Origin of the sequence: uncultured Eudoraea sp. (assembly GCF_947258925.1) — a bacterium.
Classification (GTDB): Bacteria; Bacteroidota; Bacteroidia; order Flavobacteriales; family Flavobacteriaceae; genus Eudoraea.
In genome coordinates, this window is sequence record NZ_CAMYKG010000044.1 from 1 (window position 1) to 19,597 (window position 19,597).

At 39.8% G+C, this 19,597-nt stretch carries 16 protein-coding genes; 12 read left to right on the forward strand and 4 right to left on the reverse strand.

Annotation, left to right across the window (positions count from 1 at the left end):
* Positions 1-7,110: Two component regulator three Y domain-containing protein (locus tag Q0X77_RS13690; RefSeq protein WP_297798283.1), on the reverse strand; the 7,110-nt coding region annotated here is incomplete at its 3' end.
* A 138-nt stretch (positions 7,111-7,248) separates the two neighbouring features.
* Between Q0X77_RS13690 and Q0X77_RS13695 the strand changes: the two genes are divergently transcribed.
* Both Q0X77_RS13695 and Q0X77_RS13700 read left to right on the forward strand, forming a co-directional pair.
* Entirely contained in the window at positions 7,249-8,370 is a 1,122-nt protein-coding gene (locus tag Q0X77_RS13695) for a PQQ-dependent sugar dehydrogenase (RefSeq protein ID WP_297798284.1), read from the forward strand.
* Between the two features lie 52 nt (positions 8,371-8,422).
* The gene (locus Q0X77_RS13700) at positions 8,423-8,824 is read left to right on the forward strand and encodes a cytochrome c (protein WP_297798285.1); all 402 of its coding nucleotides are present in this window, start codon (positions 8,423-8,425) and stop codon (positions 8,822-8,824) included.
* Between the two features lie 2 nt (positions 8,825-8,826).
* Here Q0X77_RS13700 and murQ read toward each other — a convergent pair whose 3' ends face one another.
* Entirely contained in the window at positions 8,827-9,642 is an 816-nt protein-coding gene (murQ, locus tag Q0X77_RS13705) for an N-acetylmuramic acid 6-phosphate etherase (protein WP_297798286.1), read from the reverse strand.
* A gap of 1 nt (position 9,643) precedes the next feature.
* Complete coding sequence (locus tag Q0X77_RS13710) at positions 9,644-10,393, reverse strand: DeoR/GlpR family DNA-binding transcription regulator (protein ID WP_297798298.1); 750 nt, start codon at positions 10,391-10,393, stop codon at positions 9,644-9,646.
* A gap of 185 nt (positions 10,394-10,578) precedes the next feature.
* Between Q0X77_RS13710 and nagB the strand changes: the two genes are divergently transcribed.
* The 10 genes from nagB to Q0X77_RS13760 all read left to right on the forward strand — a co-directional run bounded on the left by nagB (position 10,579) and on the right by Q0X77_RS13760 (position 18,505).
* The gene (gene nagB / locus Q0X77_RS13715; RefSeq protein ID WP_297798287.1) at positions 10,579-12,519 is read left to right on the forward strand and encodes a glucosamine-6-phosphate deaminase; all 1,941 of its coding nucleotides are present in this window, start codon (positions 10,579-10,581) and stop codon (positions 12,517-12,519) included.
* Between the two features lie 84 nt (positions 12,520-12,603).
* Entirely contained in the window at positions 12,604-13,041 is a 438-nt protein-coding gene (locus Q0X77_RS13720; RefSeq protein ID WP_366939235.1) for a thioesterase family protein, read from the forward strand.
* A 74-nt stretch (positions 13,042-13,115) separates the two neighbouring features.
* Entirely contained in the window at positions 13,116-13,448 is a 333-nt protein-coding gene (locus Q0X77_RS13725) for a hypothetical protein (RefSeq protein ID WP_297798288.1), read from the forward strand.
* A 135-nt stretch (positions 13,449-13,583) separates the two neighbouring features.
* Positions 13,584-13,775 (forward strand): hypothetical protein, encoded by a 192-nt coding sequence (locus Q0X77_RS13730; RefSeq protein ID WP_366939236.1) that lies wholly within the window; start codon positions 13,584-13,586, stop codon positions 13,773-13,775.
* Positions 13,762-14,067 (forward strand): type II toxin-antitoxin system RelE/ParE family toxin, encoded by a 306-nt coding sequence (locus Q0X77_RS13735; protein WP_297798290.1) that lies wholly within the window; start codon positions 13,762-13,764, stop codon positions 14,065-14,067. The genes Q0X77_RS13730 and Q0X77_RS13735 overlap by 14 nt, the downstream gene beginning before the upstream one ends.
* 63 nt (positions 14,068-14,130) lie before the next feature.
* Positions 14,131-14,700 (forward strand): DUF427 domain-containing protein, encoded by a 570-nt coding sequence (locus tag Q0X77_RS13740; RefSeq protein WP_297798291.1) that lies wholly within the window; start codon positions 14,131-14,133, stop codon positions 14,698-14,700.
* A 152-nt stretch (positions 14,701-14,852) separates the two neighbouring features.
* The gene (locus Q0X77_RS13745; RefSeq protein ID WP_297798292.1) at positions 14,853-15,098 is read left to right on the forward strand and encodes a class I SAM-dependent methyltransferase; all 246 of its coding nucleotides are present in this window, start codon (positions 14,853-14,855) and stop codon (positions 15,096-15,098) included.
* A 162-nt stretch (positions 15,099-15,260) separates the two neighbouring features.
* Positions 15,261-15,395 carry a hypothetical protein gene (locus tag Q0X77_RS13750; RefSeq protein ID WP_297798293.1) on the forward strand — a complete coding sequence of 45 codons (135 nt, stop codon included), beginning with the start codon at positions 15,261-15,263 and terminating at the stop codon, positions 15,393-15,395.
* A 256-nt stretch (positions 15,396-15,651) separates the two neighbouring features.
* Positions 15,652-16,926 carry an MFS transporter gene (locus Q0X77_RS13755; RefSeq protein WP_297798294.1) on the forward strand — a complete coding sequence of 425 codons (1,275 nt, stop codon included), beginning with the start codon at positions 15,652-15,654 and terminating at the stop codon, positions 16,924-16,926.
* Positions 16,895-18,505 carry a glycoside hydrolase family 3 protein gene (locus Q0X77_RS13760; RefSeq protein ID WP_297798295.1) on the forward strand — a complete coding sequence of 537 codons (1,611 nt, stop codon included), beginning with the start codon at positions 16,895-16,897 and terminating at the stop codon, positions 18,503-18,505. Before Q0X77_RS13755 ends, Q0X77_RS13760 begins: the two co-directional genes overlap by 32 nt.
* A gap of 101 nt (positions 18,506-18,606) precedes the next feature.
* On the opposite strand, the gene Q0X77_RS13765 is transcribed toward Q0X77_RS13760, so the two are convergent.
* Positions 18,607-19,413 (reverse strand): DUF1080 domain-containing protein, encoded by an 807-nt coding sequence (locus tag Q0X77_RS13765; protein WP_297798296.1) that lies wholly within the window; start codon positions 19,411-19,413, stop codon positions 18,607-18,609.
* Positions 19,414-19,597 lie beyond the last annotated feature (184 nt).

Genomic DNA, 19,597 nt, shown 5'->3' on the forward strand with positions numbered 1-19,597 from the left:
CTCAAAGAACTCACTTAACTGGTCTGCAATAGAATAGCGGATTATACCGGTACCACCACTAGCTTCTAAGATCAGTTGTCCATCCATATCTCCGTTACAGCTTACAGGTACGGCTTCAATATAATCCAATACCAATGGTGGAGGATCTACAATGGTAATGGGCGTTGAGATAGCGGTACAACCACCACTCTCTGCATATACCCAATACGTCCCTGGTCCCAGGTCCCTGAATATTCCCGAAGCTTGTGCACTTCGCTCCACATTTCCACCTGAAGGGAACGGTGGAGTATCTGAATTAAGCAGGGAATATATATAATTACCAATTCCACCAAAAGCCTCCGAACGGATTATACCGGTAGCCTCGCCCGCACAATTAATTGTGGCGTTGGCCAGATCCAATGCGATCACCAGAGGTGCGGCAGGATCCAGGGATATTTGATTGGATTTCTCAAAAGGACAGCCATTTGAATTTTGTACGTCATATTGGAAAGGTCCCGGATCAATTGTGATATCCTCAGAAATTTGAACTGAAGTTGCTGTAGGATCTGATGCATCCAGAGGTAAAAATGGATCTGCTGTTCCTGAACGCCTGAAGAAATAACTAATTCCTACTTCCGGATTCGTTACGGTTAGTTCCATAATTCCCACATCACCACATCCTGGTGGTTGTAATTCTACCAGTTCTGCAAGAACAACCTCAGGATCTACTATCGTGATAGGAACTGTTGTATAACTACAATCCCATCCGTCAAAGACAGTAATCGTATAATCACCGGCAGATAAATTACCAAAATTGGTCGTAGTTTGTATTCCACTGCTACTACCATCAACTAATCGATTAAGTTGATATAAATAATTACCGGGGCCCTGGCCTCCACTAACATTAAAAGCTTCTATCTCACCATTATTATCATTGTTACACTGCAAAGGAGTAACAACCTGAATATCTGCATATATTGGTGTTGGTAACGCTAAGTCAATAGTGTTGGTAGCAATACATCCTTCGGCATCCCTTACATTTACTGTATATGTACCATCCGACAGGCCGGAAAAAGCATCATTTGTGCTCGGATAATCTTGTATTACAGTAAATCCGTCAGGGGCAATTACCTGGTATTCAAAGCTACCCCAACCACCATCGCCTACTGCGAATACTTCACCCAATCCCGGAATTGCACAGGTTACTTCTGCAGTTTGTGACAGTGCAACCGTTAAGGCCCTGTCTGGCTGTCTAACTGTAGCAATATTACTAACAGCATCACAATAAGGAATATCCAAAGCCTCAACATATACCAATAGATTGCCCGCAGGCAGACCAGTTATTACACCCGGATTCTGGCCGGGAGCATTTGTATCAAAGGTACCCGTAACACCGGTTGTTGTTTCAACACCAACATTATCCCGTGAGAATACTTCATAGTTATAGACACCACTGTAATTGTTTATTTGAATGCTTATTTCACCATCAGATCCATTAAAACAGGTAACCGGTTTGGTTTCGGCAATAAGAGCTTCTATAGTATTGTATTCGGGAACATTTACCACAGGGGTGAGATACGTACAACCTGCGTTACCAACATCAGTAACCGCAAATATATAATCCCCCGGGGTACTTATAGACCAGCTTACCGTATCACTACCACCCGAATTCTGAACGGGTTCTGAGCCCAGCGGTAATATTTCCACATCATAATTACCCGGTCCCTGATCTATAATAATGTCTATGGATCCCGGACTAACGCCAGTACCGGAAGCATCACAAGTAATAGAATTTACATTAAATGTAAATGTAAGGCCTACCGGTGCGTTAATGGTTACCGTATCGGTAATTTCACAACCGTTTTGGTCCTTGGCCGTTAGAATTATAGTCTGGTTAGTACCATTATCGATCACCTCAAAAACGTTACTGGTTTGAAAATTAGTACCGTCAAAAGCCGGAGTACCATCATTCATACTATAGGTATAAGTTGGCGTACCTGTATTAGCTCCGGTACCATCTCCGTTTGTATCAGTATATATTGTAATTGTAGCCGTATTAAACCTGTTGCTGCTAGGGTCGCAAGTGAATTCAGTATTCGTTGTGGCAATTTGCAATGGCGTAGGTTCATTAATTATTATATCGCCTGATCTGTCAGTACATCCCCTATCCGAAATTACCTCAACCTGATACGTTCCCTGAGCCAAATTATCAAAAATTGCTGTGGCTTGAGGGCCTTGCAATACTGTGGCCGTACCGCCATCGTATAACACATAAGTAAAAGGACTGTCTGTATCCGATCCGGGTAGTAATTCAACAGATATATATCCATCGTTCGCGCCATTACAAGTGATATCTCCCTTAGGCGTTGCCGATATCACCGGAGTGTTCACGATAGTCACATCAACTATGGCATTATCCTCACATAAGGGTATGGTGTTTGAATCCAGATCGGTTACTAAAATGTTATAGTTTCCGGGGAATACATTTGTAAACACGTTGGAAGCTTGTGGAGGACCAATAGGGTTTAGCAAATTATCGCGAAGTTGGAATTCAAAGTTTCCACTACCACCTGTTGTATTAACAGTAATGACACCATCACCTGCATTACAGGTAGGCTCAGTTGTTGCACTTGCTGTAATTGCAAAGAAATCGAATACCCGTGCTACTATACTATTGGTACAACCATTACCGTCCCTTACAATTATAGTATAATCACCAGGGTTGGGTACAATAAAATTAGGGCTTGTTTGGAATCCGCCTCCAATATCGTATTCAAATGTCTCATCGGGCAGGCCAGAACCTGTGCTCAGAGGAGAGAGGATGTTAACCGTGTAATTGGCAACTGCAGTACACTGATTCACAACATCCAGGGTGGGGATAGGAACACCGGGATTTTCTGTTACAGTTACTGTAGTAAAGGGCACATATGCAAAGCCATAACCAGGCGTTCCCCCAGTACCTCTAACCGTAACAAGGGCACCCACGTTACAGGTAGCAGGTTCATTATCATCAACAATCAGTGTTGGAATATCTGTTATAATATCTACGAGGGCACTGGCATCACAACTGGTATTGTTATCATTTACCAGGATCTGATAATTTCCGGGTGGAAGGGCTGTAAAAGATCCATTATAAGGAATAGGCTCATTGTTTAATACTATTGGACCACTTATAATAGCTCCTGTATTCGTATCCTGCAACTCTATAGTGAGATCCGCCGGAGAAGGAATACCTGCTACCTGGAAGTCTATTTGCCCGTTACCTCCCGGTGCACAAGAGGCCGTAGTTGCAGTAGCTGTTACCGCAATGGGCGAAGGTCCTAAAATAGGATCTATTTGTTCAATATATCTGCAACCCAGATCATCAATTACCTCTACAAAATAGGTTATTCCATATGCAATCTGACCTGTAAAATCGTGGGTGTCAATATCCACGTTTGGAGGTCCAAGAGGCCCACCTAATAGACCTATCTGATAAGGTGCAGTTCCACCCACAATATCTACGATATAGGTGAAGGCTGTTGTACAATCCGGAGGATTTGTAGTAGCCACAGGAACAAGATCTATTTGATTTTGTGTAATAGTAACTGTATCACGGTCTTCACATCCGGAAGCATCCTGAGTAACAATTGTATACGTTCCAGGGATTAAATTTGGGAAATTAACAGCAGTACTGGCTGTTGGGCCTACTGTAGCCACAGTGGCACCTGTAATATCCTGGACGATATACGTATAATCAGGTGTCCCATTGGCAACAGCCGTAACATCTATTGATCCTTCAACAGTACCAGCAGCACAAATCGCATTATTAGCAACGACGGTAGCATCCACAGGGGTGCTGGCATTAATTGTGGCAGATAATAACGGGGTTACACAGCCACGGCTATCCCTGATCATAAATGTGCTGTAGACTCCCGGTGCAAAACCAGAGAATATATTTTGTGAACTAAATGTGGTTCCGCTGTTATCACTATATTCATACGGTGGTACCCCAAAATTAGTATCGGGTACAAGGGTTATAATACCATTATTGTCGCCGCAGGTAGTATCTGTCGGATTTGCCGATCCTACAATACTCTCGGGCGGATCAATAGTAATTACATTAGTCTCTGTTGTACATCCCTGACTGTCTGTAACCAAAAACTGATAGGTTGTTGGCACCAAAATAGATCCATTGGGAATATCATAGATAAAGGAATTCCCGGTAATGTTATTTGAATTTGAAGTATAAGGGGCGCCATCAATACTTACCTCATAAATATCATAATCTCCTGCTGAAGTGTAACCATTGGTAATATTTACCTGAATCTGCGCAGAAATACCTCCACAAGTGAGCGGCCGAATTATAGTACCACTGGCTGTAACTTCAGGCTCTATGGTCTCAGTAATCGTATCCCGGCAATCATTGGCGTCTATGACCTCAATAGTGTAAGTACCGGGTGTAAGGTTATTAAAAGTGCTTGCACCACCTAAAGGACCACCATTTATTCTGAATTGATAAGGCGGAAGACCGCCAACTGCATTCACTGCAAGAGTAGCTGCATCTACATTATCATAGCAGAAATCGGATACACCTGCATCCAATGTTAGTGTTGGAGAGCTTAAAGAAGTAAGTGTAAAACTATCCGTAACGGTACATCCGTTAGCATCCGTCACACTAACCTGGTATAAACCATCTAAAGAAAGGTTAGAAAATGTATTTCCATTTTTAGGTCCTCTTGTTGAAGCATCAGGCTGAGTTAGGGTATATCGGTTACCGCCCCAACCACCTACGGTATTTATCGTAACACTACCAATGTTGCCGTTCTGACAACTCATCGCGGTAACGTTAAGACTACTTATGGCAAAAGCTACAGCAGGCTCCTGGATCACCAGGGTGGCCGTATCCGCACAATTTGTATCTTCATCTGTTACTGTAATCGTGTAACTACCTGCAGGTAAACCTGTAACATCAATAATCCCGGCTGATTGCCCGTTAAAGACAGGACCAGCATCAATCTGATAGCTATAAGTTGTATCAAAACCATCGACTAAATAACGGCCTTCGCCATCACTGTCGCCAACACAGGTAACGACCCTGGTGGCTTGTGCCTGAACTGCAATGGAACTAATATCTGTTATTGCAAAGGCTTCATCATAACTACAACCCTCATTATCTGTAACCCTAAAAGTATAGGTGCCCAGGCCAAGGCCTGTAAAAACAGGATTATTAAAATTGTTTATAGCGCTTCCGGCCGGAGCAATAATTTCATAAGTATAAGGTGCTGTACCATCTGTTACCGCCACTGTAACCGACGCACTGCTTGTTAAACAATTGATACTGGAAATGGTAAAGTCCATATCCGTTGGTTTGTCTAACGCATTAAATACAATAGGAGGCAGACTTTGTACACAACCATTGGCATCCCTGATTTGTGGTGTATAGGTCCCTACCCCAAGATTGGTATAAACCGTCGTAGGACTAAAACCAGCACCAAGACTATAGTCGTATGGAGGCGTTCCTCCGGCTACTCCTGAAATTGTTATTTGTCCGCCGTTTTCATCTATACATGTAGGGATAGAATTTGCTGTTGCGGTTCCTGTAATATTCGAGGGGGTTCCAACAGTCTCTGCAGATGCAGGTGTTGTACACACAAAGGAACCCTGTTGATAACGGATGATAATATCGTAATTGCCCGGGGCTAAATTGTTAAAAACGTTACTTCCCTGGTAGTTTGTGCCATTATCACTACTGAATTCAAGATTATAGCCAAACCCATTGGTCACATTCACTGTAATCCTACCGTCATTCACCCCTCCACAATTCGCATCTTCTGTTGTTATGGTAAATATTGGTGGGGGTAAGTCTTCAACATCTATACTTGCAGTTTTGGTACATCCATTGGCATCTTCAACTAAAATATTATATGTTCCGGCCGATGTCACGGTAAATACGGCAGAACTGGCATAGGGGGCGCTAAAACTTACACCACCGTCTAAGCTATATCGATAAGGTGAGGTACCTCCCGAGGTGTCAATAGTAACATCTACGGATGCCGCCCCGCAACCAAAACTATCTGAAGCTGTCGCAGAAACCGCTAAGGGACTTATTCCGCTTCCAATATCTATTGGATCATTATTAATATCCAATGTTATGAGTTCATTACACTTATTTGTTTCCACACGTACGCTATAAACGCCGGGGCTAACATTTGCAAAAGTGTAATTACTAGCAGCATCAGGGCCAAAAGTATCAACCGTAACACCGGCTTTTAGTAAACGGTACGTATAAAATCCAGGGACTCCCGCGACCTGAACGTCTATACTACCCAGTTCCCCACTACATAAAATATCATTTGCTGTAACATCTACGGTTATGTCCAGATCCTGCACAGTAACTGTATTAGAAGGGAAAAGACAAGCACTGCCTGAGACATTTTTTAAACGTACCCATACCCTATAATTTCCTGCAGTTGTAATATCAAAAAACGGATCATCCTGATAAGGACCTCCGGAATTATTAAGACTGTATTCATATCCTGCGGGGACATTGGTTACCTCTACCCTTCCTGGGTTCCCACATACAATATCCTCATGAATTAGCTGAGGGTCCAGTGGATTTAAAGAAGACTTAAAATAGTAATATTGCCCACCATCTACCCGTACACGAAATTCTCCCGAAGAGTCAAGGTCATACGTAGAGTTTGTCCCTACGGTATCATAACAGGTATTATTGGTATTTGCGCAATCATCAATAACAGACAACGCACATCGGTTGGGATCAAGCTTTTGCCATTCATAGCTACTCCCGCTCTGACTTAGGGTAATTGTTCGAATATCACTGGTTCCGCAAAGAAAAAATTTCGCCAGGGTACTACCATCATTAGGGCATACTACTTCCTCATTAGCGCCCTGTATAATTGTCATGAACATAGGGGCATTCAATGAAGATTCCTTTATAGAAGAACTTTTAAATGAGGTATCGTAGGTTATGACATCGGTTTTGGAAGAAGGACTGTTTACCTCTTCTTTCAATGCCAATTCTGTTATAAGCTCATAAACTTTGTTATTTGCTATAGCCGAAGTTCCCACAATAGAAAGCGCTAGCAAAAGCACGGCATAAACAAGTTGCCTCGAGTTTTTTGGGAGCATAGGTTAATTCGTGTTATGGCAAGAATATGCGTGATTTGGGATCAGTATATTCTACAGCGTAATTATTTAAACTTATAATTTCTATTTATCTTTAGGCGTATTATGCACCTACTTATTTAAAAATTTAAACGTTGAATTATGAAAAATAGTATGAAAGCCCTGTTTTTATTCGTTGTAATGACCAATTTGTCCTGTGGACAGAAGACCGACAATGAAATTAATACCCCAATCGAAACCACTTTTACCGCGGAGTTACTGGTTGATGGACTCGAAATACCATGGGGCATGGTTTTCTTACCCGACGGAAGTCTCCTTATCACTGAAAAATCTGGTGATATCATTCGATTTAAAGATGGTCAAAAGACCACTATATCAAATGGCCCAGAAGTCTATTATAGGGGACAAGGGGGGTTATTGGATATAGAACTACATCCCGATTACGAAAATACCGGATGGATTTATTTTTCTTATTCCTCCGAGGAAGGGGAAGATAAAGGTGGAAATACTGCCATTATGCGCGCCAAATTAAATGATAACTCATTGGTTAACAAAGAAATACTATATAAAGCTTCACCGAACACTACAAAAGGTCAACATTTCGGATCCAGACTGGAATTTGATAATGCCGGCTACTTGTATTTCTCTATTGGGGAGCGGGGTGAACGCGATATAAATCCTCAGGATATTACACGAGATTGCGGAAAAATCTACCGAATTCATGATGATGGTAGGATACCAAATGACAATCCCTTTGTAAATGATCCAAATGCCAAACCGGCTATATTTACCTATGGAAACCGTAATCCTCAAGGGATGGTAAAACATCCAGAATCCGGTGCCATTTGGATTCATGAACATGGACCACAGGGAGGAGACGAAATTAATATTGTGGAAAAAGGGGCCAATTACGGTTGGCCGGTGATAACCTATGGTATCAATTATAGTGGCACTCCTATAACAGACCTCACTGAAATGGAGGGTATGGAACAACCTATTCATTATTGGGTTCCCTCCATCGCACCAAGTGGAATGACATTTGTTACTTCAGATAAATATCCAGGCTGGAAAGGAAATTTACTTGTGGGATCCCTTGTTTTTCAATATTTGGAACGCCTGGAACTATCGGGAAACGAAGTAACTTACCGTGAAAAACTTATGGAAGACATTGGCAGGGTAAGAAATGTTCGACAAGGCCCTGATGGCCTCATTTATGTGGCGGTTGAAGGAAAAGGGATTTACAAATTGGTACCCACAGAATAGCAATCTAATGATAAGTCAGCAATAGAATTTCTATTTTTAACGGCTTCAACAAATGAAAATTTTTATAGCAAGTTATTTCCTGATTGTTTCATGCCTGGGCTATTACTTATTTCAGGATAAAGAGTTAAAAGAAAGTATTGAAAGAGGTAAAGTTATCTATACCGATTTCTGCATTACCTGCCACTTAGAGACGGGAGAAGGTGTGGAATTCACCTTTCCACCTTTAGCTAATTCAGATTATTTAATGAACAACAGGGAGGCAAGTATAAAAGGTGTAAAATATGGTCAGCGGGGCGAACTTATAGTTAATGGGGTGACTTATAACAATACAATGATGCCTTTGGGATTAGAGGATGAAGAAATAGCTGATGTAATGAATTATGTCCTGAATTCATGGGGAAATTCAGGAGCTAAAATGGTAACTGTTGAAGAAGTGAATTCAATTTCTAGGTAAGATCATTTTTTCAGGGCATCCAGTGCTTCTTTAACGGATCCATATTGGTTAAGTACTTTTTGGGCTTCGTTATAACTCAGCTGCAATCCTTCCATTAAATATCTTGTACCCCTATCTACCAGTTTATTGTTGCTCAATTGCATATTTACCATTTTATTACCCTTAACCCTGCCTACTCTTATCATTAAGGCAGTGGTGATCATATTTAAAACCAGCTTTTGGGACGTTCCACTTTTCATCCGCGTACTGCCGGTAACAAATTCAGGGCCTACGTCAATTTCTATTGAGATATCAGATGAAGTTGCCAATGGTGACCCAGGATTGTTGGTTATGCCTGCCGTTAAAATCCCGTGGGCTTTTGCCTCCCTAATACCCCCAAGTACATATGGCGTTGTTCCTGAGGCTGCAATGCCAACAAGGACATCCTTTGCGGAAATGTCGTAAGCCTTCAGGTCTAACCAGGCTTGTTCAGTATCATCCTCTGCAAATTCCACGGCCTTTCTAATCGCGGAATCTCCTCCGGCGATCAGCCCTATAACCCTGTCATGGGGCATTCCATAGGTTGGAGGGATCTCAGATGCATCTAAAACACCAAGTCGCCCACTTGTTCCCGCTCCTATATAAAACAAGCGTCCACCTTCATAAAAACGGTTCTCCAGCGCATTAACAAGTTTGGTAATCTGCGGAATTGATTTTTGCACTGCCCCTGCTATTTTCTTATCTTCATTATTGATGTTTTTCAGAATGGACTCTGTGTTCATTAATTCCAAATCTGTATAATTGGAGGGAGTTTCCGTAATTTTTTTGTAATCAGCCATTTTAGAGAAGATGTATATCCTGGTTTCTATAAAGGTTAAGAAGATTATTTTCCGGTGCCAATTCGGTAATCATAGTATTGATAGAATTTATATCACAGGTTTTATATTGATGCTGTGAATTGAGCTTTTCGGATATACACAAAAGTACCGTTTTTTTGGAAGCGTTGATAACTGCCTTTTTCATCTGCACAATATCCCAGTCAAACTCCGTTAATCCGTGAATGGAATCAACATATCCGGTCCCAATAAAACTATAATCAAACCTGATTTCCGATAATTGATGCACTGTATAAGCACCTATCGAAATCTGAGCCTCCCTCGAAATTTCTCCTCCGATAAAAATTACCTTGATATCAGGATTTGTAAGTAATTGCAGGGCAACGGGCATACTCACTGTAAAACAGGTAAGTTTTAGTTTAGGGGGGATTAAACGAACAAGCTCCTGGCATGTGGTTCCTCCGTCTATAAAGATTACACTGCCTTCATGGATGAGGTTAACTGCTTTCTTGGCAATGGAAACCTTTTTATCATGTGCATATATATTCGGATTACTGCTCATCAGGCCGGTAAAGCCAAGTGAAATTGCCCCTCCGTGAACTTTTCGTAATTTATTCAGGGTATCCAATTCTTTAACATCTCTCCTTGCTGTATCTATAGACACATTGAGTTTTTCTGCTATATCGGTTAATAATATGCGGTTGTGCAATTCTACTTCATTTACTATAGCCAGTTGCCGTTCTTCTTTTAACATAAGTTGAATCTGAATAATTAATGTTGACAAAGTTACTAAAATTATTTATTATGCTGTTTTATGCTGTTTTTATAAATTATAACCTTATTATATATCAATTTAGTGCATTTTATATTGCAATATACTGCAAATATCAAAGTTTTGTTTATATTTGCCTGGAGTATTAAAAAACACATACAGCTAAAATGGCAGAAACACTTTCAAAACAAAGCAAGATGTCCTTCCCAACAGACGAAGAATCAAGGAAATTTGAAAAAATCAATACGGTTATTCACGATAATTCAGAGCAGGCATCTTTTTATGTAGCTAATGAGATTGCAGAACTCATCAGACAAAGACAAAAGCAAGGTAAAAATGTGGTACTAGGTTTGGCAACAGGCTCCACTCCTACTAAAATGTATGAATTTTTGGTAAAATTCCACAAAGAGGAAGGCCTGAGTTTTAAAAATGTGATTACTTTCAACCTGGATGAATACTACCCAATGGATTCTGATTCCATTCATAGCTATGTCCGCTTTATGAATGAGCATTTGTTCGATCATGTAGACATTAAGAAAAGTAACATTAATATCCCGGATGGAACATTGGATAAAGAAGACGTTCGCGAATTTTGTATCAATTACGAGAAAAAAATTATAGATGCCGGTGGCATTGATATTCAAATTCTTGGTATAGGACGAACCGGGCACATAGGTTTCAATGAACCTGGTTCATCCCTGACAAGTAAAACAAGGATTGTAAGACTTGACAGGGTAACACGATTGGATGCCGCAAGTGATTTTTTTGGATTGGAAAATGTTCCTGTTAAGGCCATAACCATGGGGGTTGGATCCATCATGGCAGCAAAACGAATAATTTTAATGGCCTGGGGGGAAGGCAAATCCGAAGTAATTGAGCAGGCCGTTGAAGGTAAAATAAGAGAATCTATACCGGCGACATTTCTACAGCATCACAATTCATGTGATTTTATAATAGATCATGCAGCAGCATCAAAGCTTACAAGAATAAGTACACCCTGGCTGGTAAGCGAATGTGATTGGAATGATAACCTTATAAAAAGGGCTACTATATGGCTCTCTGAAAAACTGAATAAAGCAATCCTTAAGTTAACAAATGAGGATTACAATGAATATGGAATGGGTAATTTAATAGCAGAAATTGGTTCTGCAGAGCACATTAATCTCATCGTATTCAACCATTTGCAAGCTACTATTACCGGATGGCCCGGTGGCAAACCTAACGCAGATGATAGCCGGAGACCTGAAAGGCGAGATCCATATCCCAAAACAGCACTTATCTTCAGCCCTCATCCGGATGATGATGTTATTTCAATGGGGGGTACTTTACTGCGATTGGTAGACCAGGGGCATGAAGTACATGTTGCTTACCAGACCTCAGGAAACATTGCCGTCTTCGATGACGAAGTAATCCGCTTCCTGGACTTCGCAACTGATGTACAACAGGAAAATGATGCCTTAACCCAGCAGGTAAAAGAAGTAAGGGAATTTCTTAAGAACAAAAGGCCCGGACAGCTAGATAGCCCGGAAATTCAACAATTTAAGGGCCTGATCAGAAAAGGAGAAGCTCTGGCAGCTTGCAGGTATTGTGGTGTGGATGAAAAGAATGCACACTTCCAAAACCTGCCTTTCTATGAAACAGGAACTGTGAAAAAGAAACCCCATTCGGAAGAAGATATTCAAATTACTTATGAATTACTAAAGAAAGTCAAGCCGCAACAAATATTTGCTGCCGGGGATCTATCAGACCCGCACGGCACCCACAGGGTTTGTCTGCAAATCATTTATGGAGCCATAGACAAGTTGGTTAAGGAAGGAGCAGAATGGATAAAGGATTGTTATGTATGGCTATACAGAGGTGCATGGCAGGAATGGGATATTGCAGATATGGAAATGGCTGTTCCAATAGGACCCATGGACATGGAACGAAAAAAGAATGCCATTTTTAAACATCAGTCCCAAAAGGATGCGGCAATGTTCCCCGGCAATGATGAACGGGAGTTTTGGCAAAGGGCTGAACAGCGAAATAAAGAAACAGCCATGAAATACAATTCTTTGGGGATGGCGGAATATGAAGCTATGGAAGGATTTGTTCGATATAAATTCTAGTAAATATCCAATAGATAGTGATAGAAGGCCTTTTTAGTTCTAAAACAGGCCTTTTTTTTACAAGTAGTCAAAAAAAAGGATGACATGGTAGATAATAATTCCAATACTTATGTAACCATTGAACTTCCTGTTCAGTGGGGTGATATGGACGCGGCAAAGCACGTGAACAATACTATTTATTTAAGATGGATAGAATCAGCTCGCATTGAGATGTTTCTAAAAATGCAAAAAGGCGAATTTGAGTTCAAGAAGATAGTACCAATTCTGGCCTGGCAGGATTGTAAATACATCTTTCCAATCACCTTCCCGGATAACGTTGTCATTAAATTAGATATTATTGAATTATTAGAAGACAGAGTACTTTGCGAAGGAAAAATCTATAGCAAAAGGCATGAACGAATTGCGGCGATATCCAAATCTTTGCTAATGGCTTATGATATGCAGGAATTAAAAAAACATCCTTTTCCTGAGACATGGAGAAAGTCATTCATAGATTTTTACGGTGAATCGATTTTAAAATAATTCAATTGCAAACAAAGTTCAAATAAAGGATGAATGAACAAAAGATAAAAAGGAAAAAAATCTTAATCAAAATATTGACGTGGATACCTTCATTGATATTGACTTTATTCTATATCCCAAATGCATTAAATAAATTGCTCGACCCAAGTCAAACCGGTAAGATTGTTGAAAGTAGTGCTGTTATGATTACAGCTGGTGTTTTTATATTGGTTGGAACAGCTCTTTTCTTGTATAATAGAACAATGCTCATTGGAACATCAATGTTAGTCTTATATATGCTTTCTATTGTCTTGATTCATATCTACAAAGAGAAGTCCTCTGAAGTTCTAATACTAATTCTTACGGCAACTTTATTCGCAGCTTACATGCGAAAAAGACCATTGCTTCCTTTAGAGGAAGGTAGATAAGTTCAAATAAACGATTAGTTGTGTATCTTAAAATTTATACATAACTTGAACCATTATTAATACTATTGGTTCATTATGGGTGTAATCAGAAAATCTATCACTTTTACAGAACAACAAGATGCCTTCGTCAAAAGTTTGATCGAGCAAGGTTTCTACACGAACGACAGCGAATATATCAGAGATATTATTCGTAAAGACCAGGATCGTAGAAAACTTATAGTTGATTTGAACGAAGCTTTGACTGAGGGACTTGAAAGCGGGCCAACCGATGCCACTATCGATGACATTTGGCAGGAAGCGATAAATGAGCACCATGGCGGAAAGTAAATATGTCATAAGTGCCAAGGCGAAGGAAGACATTAAGGCTATTGCCAAATACACAATAGAAAAGTTTGGGGAGGGACAATCGCTGAAATATGCACAAGGTTTAAAGAAAGTTTTAGCCGATTTATGTAGTAATCCGGAACTAGGAAATAGTTATGTTGCAGTAAAGAACAAAATGTTAATGCGTTACCGATATAAAGCACATGTAATATTCTATTTTAAATCCTCTTCAAATGAACTATTCATTGTCAGGGTTTTGGGAGGTCGGATGGATTTTTCAAAACATCTTAAGTAAAGTTCAAATAAAGGATAAAAAAACCAACATTGGAATTATGTTTAAAAAGACTGCCCTAAACCAATGAAATCGAACAAGCAGAGTGGTAAAAATCTAAATTGGTTGAAGAAGGCCCGAGCGGGTTGGGGTTACAATGGCGATAGGAGACCTCCTTTCGCAGAGGAGCCGAAAAAAGGACAGCGATCCGTTTGGGACTTTCCCCGTCCACCGATTATCGAAAAAGTGACCAAACATATAACGGTAAGCCATAAGGGCAAACTCATTGCAGATTCCCACAATTCCCTTGCAGTACTCGAGACCGCGAGTCCCCCAACTTACTACATCCCCAGGCAGGATATCTATATGGAAATGTTGGTCAGAATACCTAGAAAGACCTCATTGTGTGAATGGAAAGGCAGTGCCATCTATTGGGCGCCTAAAGGCAATGTGGACCTATCTGTGGCTTGGTCCTACCCCAAACCTTTTAAGGAATTTGAAGGTCTAAAAGATCTTTTGGCCTTCTATCCCCAGAATCTTGATTGTAAGGTCGATGGGATACATATCCAGCCACAACCCGGAGGATTTTATGCGGGATGGATAACACCTGACCTGGTCGGACCTTTCAAAGGGGAGCCCGGAACCGGACACTGGTGATGGTTTTTTTGAGACATTCAAGACTATCAGAAGTTGAAAAGGGATAAGCCTTATATTATAAAAGCGAACTTTCAGAAAGTATAAATAAACGATGGATATAGAAAGAGAAAATGAATATTAAATATAAAGTTGGCGATTTAATTTATGATTGAATGAATACCAACCTGGCTGATTTGGAATTTTACAAGCGGTGGCTGCCACAAAATAAGGATGCCCATATACGTGAGCTTTGTTGCGGCACAGGCAGACTTACTCTTCAAATTGCAAAGGATGGATACGATATCAGTGGGATAGATAACACTTCTTCAATGATTGAACAAGCAAAAGTAAAAGCTTCCGAAAGCAGATTAGAAGTTGAGTTTATTGAAGCGGATATTAGAACTTTGGACTTGCAGTAAAAATACGACCTTGTTTTTATTCCATTTAATTCAATCCATCATTTATATAACAATGAAGATTTATTTAAGGCATTTAATGGTGTTAAAAATCATCTCAAAGAAGGAGGTTTGTTTCTGTTAGATTGCTTTAATCCCAATATTCAATTTATTGTAGAATTGGACATGAGACTGTTTTTCCCTCAAGAATTAGATTCATACCTGGAACGGAATGGTTTTAATATTATTCATAAGTTTGGAGGTTTTGAAGAAGAAGCATTTCATGACAATTCGGAAAAACAGATATTTGTTTGTCAATAGGCTGTCTATGTTGGTTCAGATATTTAGATTCTATTTACAAGTAAATGATACATTAAGACATAAATTAGGCAGGTGGAATATTCCCATATTGGATATGGAATAACTACCCAACAACGTATCCTATGAAAGGCCCAAGTCCAGTTCTCTAAAGTCCAAAAAAAGGATGAGTAGAAGAAATTAACGAAACCCTCCTTTTTTAGATACAATCGTTAAGAAAATGAATCCCTTTTCTTACATTTAAATCAAATAAACCAACATGATAAAAAAAAATAAAGGGGCATGGATCTGGATCCCGGTGCTCTATTTTACACAGGGCCTTCCTTTTGTTTTGGTTGTTACCGTCTCCGTAATTATGTATAAAAAACTCGGAATTAGCAATGCTGATATTGGTTTATACACCAGTTGGTTATATCTGCCTTGGGTAATAAAACCATTATGGAGCCCTTATGTAGATCTTATAAGTACGAAAAGAAATTGGTTTTTATCAATGCAACTTCTGGTCGCTATCGCCTTGCTGGGTGTGGGTCTTTTTCTTCCCACTAATATTTTTTTCGTGACCACCTTAGCATGTTTCTGGATGGCTGCTTTTGCATCGGCTACAAATGACGTGGCTTCAGATGGGTATTACATGATCGGATTAACCCAGGATAAGCAATCTTTTTTCGTAGGCATTCGGAGTACCTTTTACAAGCTGGCTAATGTTACAGGTCAAGGGCTTTTGGTTATTCTGGCAGGGTTTTTAGAAAATTACTACGGGGATAATACCAAGGCATGGTCTTTGACAATGATATGCGCGGCACTATTGATGTTCGCATTAACACTAACCAATTTTTTCGTAACGCCTAAGTATGAATCCTCTGAAGCCATTGAAAAGCAAAAACCTGCCGGTTTTTTTGAAGTTTTTTCTACATTTTTCAATAAAAAAGGTATGGGTATAGCATTAGCTTTTGTACTCTTTTTTCGTTTTGGAGAATCGCAATTGGTGAAAATGTCAGCCCCGTTTTTTCTTGATTCCACATCTAAAGGCGGATTAGGCTATAGCACTGCAGAAGTAGGCTATATCTATGGTACTATTGGTGTTATTATGTTAACGATTGGAGGTATATTAGGCGGGATCTTAATCTCTAGAGATGGTCTAAAAAAATGGATGTTGCCCATGGTGCTTTCCATAAATATTCCCAATGCCTTTTACGCTTACCTGGCCATAACAAATACGACCGATAAGTTTGCCGTTATAACCACTGTAGTCCTGGAACAATTTGGTTACGGTTTTGGCATTGCCGGATTTATGGTCTTTCTGATTTATATAGCCGAAGGAGCCTCTAAAACTTCCCACTACGCCCTTGCTACCGGCTTTATGGCCCTTGGTATGATGCTTCCGGGACTAATTAGTGGCTATATTCAGGAATGGCTTGGATATGATGGTTTCTTCATATGGGTCGTAATTGGAGCACTTCCCGCATTGTTAATTTTAAAATATTTAAAATATCCAGCAGATTATGGTAAAAAAGGGGCAAATCCGGAATTATAAAATCATCGACTATCAAAGCGCTGCAAATTCACTCACCCTTGCGGAAAAAGTTGGACAGTTTTTTATGCCTGCCGCATTTATCAATGACAGTGAAGAAGAAATACTAAAGCTGCAGGAGTTAATTAGAAAGTACCATCTTGGAGGACTCTGTTTTTTTCATTCCAGGGCCAGTGCTGCTACAAATTATGAAGGAAAGAAACAAGTAGTTTATAATAAGGATAGTTTTAGTGTTTTGAAAAGCCTTATTAAACGTTACCAACAAGTTGCCAAATATCCACTAATAATTAGTATTGACGCAGAATGGGGATTAGCAATGCGGATAGAAAATACGCCACAATACCCATATGCCATAACTTTGGGTGCCTTGGACAATAATCATGACGATGTTATTACAGAAGTGGGCAGGAACATTGCCAGTGACTGTAAGCTGGCAGGAGTACATTGGAACTTTAGCCCGGTAGTTGACATTAATAGTAATCCTGAAAACCCGGTAATAGGCTATAGATCATTTGGAAGTGATAGGCACAATGTGGTGCAAAAATCTCTTGCTTTTGCCAAAGGACTACAGAGTAAAGGAATACTTACCAGTGCGAAACACTTTCCGGGACATGGCGACACAGCTACGGATTCTCATTTGGGTCTTCCTATAATAACCAAATCAAAAGATGAACTCCTTGAGAATGAATTGTACCCGTTCATTCAGTTGATTCAAAATGGGGTAGATTCCATTATGGTAGGACATCTTGCCGTACCCGGTCTGACTGGCGGCTCAATGGAACCTTCTTCCATTTCAAAGAAAATGATCAAAGGGCTTTTACGAGAAGAATTAGGATTTCAGGGGTTAGTTGTATCTGATGCAATGAATATGCATGCTGTTTCCAAAATGTATTCCAATAAGGGCGATTTAGAATGGGCGGCATTTGATGCCGGCAATGATATTTTATGCTTTGCCGAGCACATACCTGAGGGTATTGATAAAATACAACTCAATGCAACGAGCACTCAGATTGAAGAGGCATTTAAACGAGTTTGGGAGTTGAAGGAAAAAGCCATTAATTCAGAAGTTAAAATCCCGAATGAATTGAGTAAACCCGATATTTTGAACATGGAAATTGCTAAAAATTCCATGACAATTTTTAGGGGAAACATTAGTGATATTAATACATTGAAGGAAGAGGGATTTTTGAGTATATCAAACCTTCAAAAAACTGATAATTTATTTATCACATTACTAGAAGAGCATTTAAACTTTAAAATTACTTCACTTCATGAAGTATCTTATAAAAGTGATATGGCCAGGGAGGAAAACATACTGCTTTCTTTATTCCCGCCACAGGTGAAACCAGCTCATAATTTTGGTTTTACCGAGACTGAAATCAGGCTTATCAACGATCTGATAAGTTCTAAAAATGTTGTGCTTTATCTTTTTGGGAATCCGTATGCATTAAGGGTTTTTGATTATAAAAAAATTAAGGCGGTTGTTCTGGTTTATCAGGAATTCAGCGTATTCCAAAGAGTAGCGGCAGAACATTTTTTTGGCAGGCTCAAGGCAAATGGTAAATTACCTGTCGTTTTATAGGGTCTCAATATAAACTTCAAAATTAGCGTTATTAAAGCCAATAAAAAAGCCCCATATATTAAATCCTATACGGGGCTACAATTTTATAAAAGGCTAACTCTTTATAGTTCCTTTATCTTAATATTTCTGAACCAAACATCATCACCATGATCCTGAAGTCCAATATAACCTTTAGAAGGAACATCAGCCCAATCCGGATTTAGATCCGGGAACTTACTGCCTGCCACCATTTCATTCCATTCTGGAGTCCAGAGGTGGTATTCCACAACATTTACACCGTTTTGTTTATGAACAACTGTGCCCTTATATACGGTAAGCTCAACTTTATTCCATTCTCCTACTGGTTTCGCATTTTGTGGTTTTGCAGGAATCAAATCATACAACGAACCAGCCATACGATTACCATCTTTACCTAATTTGGCATCGGGGTGCTTCTCATTATCCAACACCTGCATTTCAGGAGCAGTTTTCCAGATATAATCCAACTTTTCTTCCCCTAGGTAAAAGATACCTGAATTTCCACCTTCAGAAATTTTCCACTCTAAGCTCAAGGTAAAATTCTGAAATTGTTTATCGTAAATGATATCACCGCCGTCTTTTGAACCTGCTTCTCCTCTACCTGAACCAATCATATGCAAGGTGCCGTCAACAATATCCCACCCTGCAGGAAAATTCTCTTTCTTGTAGCCTCTCCAACCCTCTGAAGTTTTTCCATCAAAAAGCAATACCCAGCCATCAGCCTGCTCCTCCGGAGTTAGAGCATTGATTGGCGCTTCTTCTGATTCTGGCACCATTTCAGTTTCTACAGCTGCGGCTTCCTCTTTTTGATCTGCTTTCTTGTCTTTACAACTTGATAATACTGGAATCAAAATCAAGCCAAAAATTACCACTAAACTAATTTTTCTCATTTGTTTCTTCTTTTTTGATTTTTATGGGTAGAATCTGCCTGAACAGCCAGTTCTACCCATTTTTATTTGTTGTCAAAATTCATTCTCGAATCAATGCCTTATGCAGGCATATCAGGTAATGACCAGCCATCTCTATAGGTGTGCTTGATCAATTCCTGAGAATATGCTATTGCATTCATTGGCT

Excerpts from the sequence above, each read along its gene's own strand:
- Q0X77_RS13720 (WP_366939235.1), top strand. The coding sequence starts at position 12,604 with ATGGTAGATAATAATTCCAATACTTATGTAACCATTGAACTTCCTGTT.
- Q0X77_RS13710 (WP_297798298.1), bottom strand. The coding sequence starts at position 10,393 with ATGTTAAAAGAAGAACGGCAACTGGCTATAGTAAATGAAGTAGAATTG.
- Q0X77_RS13735 (WP_297798290.1), top strand. The coding sequence starts at position 13,762 with ATGGCGGAAAGTAAATATGTCATAAGTGCCAAGGCGAAGGAAGACATT.
- Q0X77_RS13750 (WP_297798293.1), top strand. The coding sequence starts at position 15,261 with ATGAGACTGTTTTTCCCTCAAGAATTAGATTCATACCTGGAACGGAAT.
- murQ (WP_297798286.1), bottom strand. The coding sequence starts at position 9,642 with ATGGCTGATTACAAAAAAATTACGGAAACTCCCTCCAATTATACAGAT.
- Q0X77_RS13740 (WP_297798291.1), top strand. The coding sequence starts at position 14,131 with ATGAAATCGAACAAGCAGAGTGGTAAAAATCTAAATTGGTTGAAGAAG.
- Q0X77_RS13700 (WP_297798285.1), top strand. The coding sequence starts at position 8,423 with ATGAAAATTTTTATAGCAAGTTATTTCCTGATTGTTTCATGCCTGGGC.
- nagB (WP_297798287.1), top strand. The coding sequence starts at position 10,579 with ATGGCAGAAACACTTTCAAAACAAAGCAAGATGTCCTTCCCAACAGAC.
- Q0X77_RS13760 (WP_297798295.1), top strand. The coding sequence starts at position 16,895 with ATGGTAAAAAAGGGGCAAATCCGGAATTATAAAATCATCGACTATCAA.
- Q0X77_RS13745 (WP_297798292.1), top strand. The coding sequence starts at position 14,853 with ATGAATACCAACCTGGCTGATTTGGAATTTTACAAGCGGTGGCTGCCA.
- Q0X77_RS13765 (WP_297798296.1), bottom strand. The coding sequence starts at position 19,413 with ATGAGAAAAATTAGTTTAGTGGTAATTTTTGGCTTGATTTTGATTCCA.
- Q0X77_RS13755 (WP_297798294.1), top strand. The coding sequence starts at position 15,652 with ATGATAAAAAAAAATAAAGGGGCATGGATCTGGATCCCGGTGCTCTAT.
- Q0X77_RS13695 (WP_297798284.1), top strand. The coding sequence starts at position 7,249 with ATGAAAAATAGTATGAAAGCCCTGTTTTTATTCGTTGTAATGACCAAT.